The organism is Desulfofalx alkaliphila DSM 12257, from assembly GCF_000711975.1.
Taxonomy (GTDB): Bacteria; Bacillota; Desulfotomaculia; order Desulfotomaculales; family Desulfohalotomaculaceae; genus Desulfofalx; species Desulfofalx alkaliphila.
Genome location: NZ_JONT01000053.1, coordinates 1 through 3,686 on the forward strand (window position 1 = coordinate 1; position 3,686 = coordinate 3,686).

Sequence of the window (3,686 nt, forward strand, 5' to 3'; positions counted from 1 at the left end):
GCCATACGGTACACTAAAAATGCGGGCCCAACAGCCGCAATATCAGCGGGATGATGCAGCGATAAAGGAGTGGGCCCGAGTCAATCGGCCCGAGGCATTGGTGCCACAAGAGCCCAAGTTGGACTGGGCGGGGCTAAAAAAAGCAATTAGGCCAGTGGATGGTACGGCGGTAGATATTGACACCGGCGAAGTGATTCCGGGCATTGCGATTATTGAGAGACCGCCAAAATTTAGTGTGGAGGTGTAGCGATGAGCACAGAAAACAATAATGCACTGTCTGTAATTGACAATATTAGCCTGCAACAAGTATCCACCACTATGCAAAAGATCGGGCAATTTCAGGCGATGGTGCAACAAATGCTAAGCCAAAATCATGATTTTGGCATAGTCCCGGGAACTAGCAAGCCAACGCTGCTGAAGCCGGGCGCAGAGAAAATTTTGATGTTGATGGGGCTCTCTAGTGAGTACGAAATAATCGAGCAGGTGCAGGACTATGATAAGGGCTTTTTTTCCTATACCGTAAGGTGTATATTAACCCGCAACGGAATGACAATCACCCAGGGACTAGGTCACTGCAATAGCCGGGAAAAGAAATATACTCACGAAAAACAGGATGTTTACATGCTGGGCAATACCTGCTTAAAGATGGCCAAGAAGCGGGCCCAGGTGGACGCAACACTAACAGTGGCAGCCCTTTCAGAAGTGTTCACGCAGGATATGGAAGATATGGATTTGTCCGGCAATGTTACAGAGCGGTCATATCGGCCACGAGTGGACAACCCTGCTGACTTTGTACTTAACTTTGGTAAACACAAAGGTAAAAAGCTAGGTGATGTGCCTACAGATTATGTGGAGTGGCTGGCAGACAATGCACGTGACCAGTGGCTTAAAGATGCGTCTACTAAGCTACTATCTGGCAATGTGTCAGAGCCAGCGGAGGCAGAGATAGTAGACGACGGTCATATTGACTTTAGCGATGATAATAGTGATGAGATACCGTTTTAACTCTAAGTAATATTAATAGTCCCGGCTGGCGCCTAACCAGCTGCTAGCCGGGCATTTTTGTACCCACCAGTACTGGATATTATTACCAAGGAGTGATTTTTGTGGCGGAGCAACTATTAAGGTTAAAGATAGAGCTGGGCAAGGAGCGGCTTGAGGATTTGGCAGGGCAGTTAGGGCACACTCACAAACGGGTTATAGCCTATAGCCAGAGGCTAGACAGGCTTATCGTTGAGTGGCAAAAGATGGTGAGATCCTATGGCTAAAGAAAAGCCAATCTTATTTAACACAGAGATGGTGCGAGCAATATTGGTCGGCCGTAAAATGCAGACAAGGCGTCCGATAGATAAAGATATATCAAACCGCTTTGATATTGATGTGGATGGCACAGCGTTTGCGTATATAGACCAGACCACGGGTGACAGCTATAAACCGCAAGATATTTGCATGTATAAGATCGGCGACATTCTATGGGTGCGGGAAACGTGGTGTGTTGATGATTTGACACCGGATGATATCTACTACCGGGCAAACTATACAGACAAACAGGCAAAAGAGCTATTTAATGACATTGGTTTAAAATGGCGGCCATCAATCCATATGCCACGTAGTGCAGCCAGACTATTTTTACGGGTGACAAAAGTGCGGGTGGAGCGGTTGCAGGATATCACCGAAGAGGATGCAAGAGCGGAGGGCTGCCCTAGTAACCTGCCAAATGCTAAGGTTTGGTTTGCTGGACTGTGGGACAAGCTTTTTGCCAACAAGCTTTTTGCCAAAAGGGGTTACGGCTATGCTAATAATCCCTGGGTGTGGGTGATTGAGTTTGAGGTAGTGCAGTCGTGCTAGCACCAAGATATGATGGTTTTTGTGCCTGTTTTGGATTAGATATGTAGGGGTGTAACTTATGAACTACATTAAGGAAATTAACGCATTCTATGATTGGCTCGAAACAAATTCCGTGTCTACATCTAGTATTGTCTTATGGCACGCATTAATGGCCATAAACAATAAGGCTGGATGGACAGTAGAATTTGCGGTGGCTGTATCGGTGCTATGTGTTAAGACCGGCTTATCCCCTAGGGCCATAGCTAATGCCAGAAATGAACTTAAGCAAAAGGGCAGGATTGACTGGAAGCAACGTAAGGGAAACCAGTCTGCAGTGTACAGAATGATACCCTTTTTGTCGGCAACAGGTGCCTACAATCGTACCGACAATGGTACCCGTAATGATTTGTCGGCACCACATGCCGACAGTTGTGCCGACAATACTTCCTACAATACTTCCGACAAGTGTGCCGACAATGCTTCCACATTATATAAACTAAACAAAACTAAACTAAATAATGATCATGATCATGCGCGCGCACGCGCGAGAACAACAGACGAACCTAAAAAAGCAGATAATGTTCCTGCTATCATTGTCAGCTTTGAGGGTGAATTTGGGCGACCACTTTCACCTATGGAAGTACAGCACATCCGGGAGTGGACTCGAGAATTCACAGATGAGATGTTGCTGGAGGCGCTTAAACGTGCCAGTTTAGCTGGCAGGCCTACAGTTGCGTATATCAGGGGCATACTGACTAACTGGAAAAAGAATAATGTGCGCACACTAAGAGATGTGGCAGAACTGGACAGACAGTTTAAGGAACGCAGGGGTGTGAGTAAAACCGAAGGGCAAGCCCCACCTGCTGTTGATGATGAGAAAAAGAGGCTTTATGATGCCTTGTTAATGAGCTGAGCTAGGAGGGATAGCGTGGTCAAAAGGGCTAAGCGTGAGCAACAAAGGCAAGAAGTACTGCAGTATTGCATTGACAATACGCATTTATTTAACGCAATGACAACGGTTGAGATAATCAGGCACATTAAGCAAAAGTACCCTAAAGTAGCAGAAAAGGACCCGCACCTGATTGTAGACGCACTGGGCAAGTGGTGCGTGGAAAATCGCCCGGGGATAGCGGGTTAGCGGGCTAACCACATGGAAAGGAGTGTGAAATGGTGAGCAATTTTGTCAACATTGGCCACGGAAATGTAGCGAACATGGACAAGATTATCGCTATAGCAGCACCTAAATCTGCTCCGGTTAGGCGCATGATACACAATGCCCGAGATACCGGGCTACTTGTAGATTGCACGAACGGCAGATTAACGCGATCGGCATTGGTGACCGATAGCGGGCACGTAATCTTATCTGCGCTGCATCCAGAAACACTACAGGAGCGGATGAAGAAGTGACTGGTCATAAGAGCATAAAAAAAGCCCGGCAACTGGGACTGCTACCCAGTGCCGGTGCACAGAAAAATAAACCTACAGAGGCACATATTCAACGGCAAATACGGGATTATCTACAGTGGCACGGGTGGTTTGTAGTGAAAATCCACCAGAGCTTAGGCAGTTACAAAGGCATTGCGGATCTGTACGCCATTAAGAACGGCCGGTCCGTGTGGATAGAGGTAAAGACACCACGGGGCCGGCAATCGCAACATCAAGAGAAGTTCCAGCGGGATATTGAGGACCACGGCGGGGAATACATGGTGGCCCGCTGCGTGGAGGATGTAATGGGATTGGAGGGCGACAACAATGGCTAGGGTAAGTAGTTTTAAACTGAGACCGCATACAGAACTGACCATCATACTGGAGGACTTGGACTTTAGCTGGCATCAGGATGAAATAGAGCAGGTGATAGA

Annotated in this window: 8 protein-coding genes; all 8 read left to right on the forward strand. The window is 47.2% G+C overall.

What is annotated here, in order from left to right:
• Window positions 1-247: host-nuclease inhibitor Gam family protein (locus BR02_RS0112905; protein WP_031517742.1), on the forward strand; the 247-nt coding region annotated here is incomplete at its 5' end.
• A gap of 2 nt (window positions 248-249) precedes the next feature.
• Entirely contained in the window at window positions 250-1,005 is a 756-nt protein-coding gene (locus BR02_RS0112910; protein WP_034639591.1) for a hypothetical protein, read from the forward strand.
• Between the two features lie 101 nt (window positions 1,006-1,106).
• Complete coding sequence (locus tag BR02_RS15225) at window positions 1,107-1,268, forward strand: aspartyl-phosphate phosphatase Spo0E family protein (protein WP_114638893.1); 162 nt, start codon at window positions 1,107-1,109, stop codon at window positions 1,266-1,268.
• Window positions 1,261-1,848: an ASCH domain-containing protein gene (locus BR02_RS0112920; protein ID WP_031517746.1), complete on the forward strand. Its 588-nt coding sequence runs from the start codon at window positions 1,261-1,263 to the stop codon at window positions 1,846-1,848. The genes BR02_RS15225 and BR02_RS0112920 overlap by 8 nt, the downstream gene beginning before the upstream one ends.
• A gap of 148 nt (window positions 1,849-1,996) precedes the next feature.
• On the forward strand, window positions 1,997-2,740 hold the full coding sequence (locus BR02_RS15535; RefSeq protein WP_169738629.1) for a DnaD domain-containing protein: 744 nt from the start codon (window positions 1,997-1,999) through the stop codon (window positions 2,738-2,740).
• A gap of 15 nt (window positions 2,741-2,755) precedes the next feature.
• Window positions 2,756-2,965, forward strand: a complete 210-nt coding sequence (locus BR02_RS0112930) for a hypothetical protein (RefSeq protein ID WP_031517750.1) — start codon at window positions 2,756-2,758, stop codon at window positions 2,963-2,965.
• Window positions 2,966-2,994: 29 nt separating this feature from the next.
• Entirely contained in the window at window positions 2,995-3,234 is a 240-nt protein-coding gene (locus BR02_RS0112935; RefSeq protein ID WP_031517752.1) for a DUF370 domain-containing protein, read from the forward strand.
• A complete protein-coding gene (locus BR02_RS0112940) occupies window positions 3,231-3,587 on the forward strand; it encodes a hypothetical protein (protein WP_051688322.1) in 357 nt (118 codons plus the stop codon). Before BR02_RS0112935 ends, BR02_RS0112940 begins: the two co-directional genes overlap by 4 nt.
• The last annotated feature ends 99 nt before the right edge of the window (window positions 3,588-3,686 follow it).

Bases quoted from the DNA above. Each gene is read 5' to 3' on its own strand.
- BR02_RS0112910 (WP_034639591.1), top strand. From the start codon at position 250: ATGAGCACAGAAAACAATAATGCACTGTCTGTAATTGACAATATTAGC.
- BR02_RS0112920 (WP_031517746.1), top strand. From the start codon at position 1,261: ATGGCTAAAGAAAAGCCAATCTTATTTAACACAGAGATGGTGCGAGCA.
- BR02_RS15535 (WP_169738629.1), top strand. From the start codon at position 1,997: ATGGCCATAAACAATAAGGCTGGATGGACAGTAGAATTTGCGGTGGCT.
- BR02_RS0112935 (WP_031517752.1), top strand. From the start codon at position 2,995: ATGGTGAGCAATTTTGTCAACATTGGCCACGGAAATGTAGCGAACATG.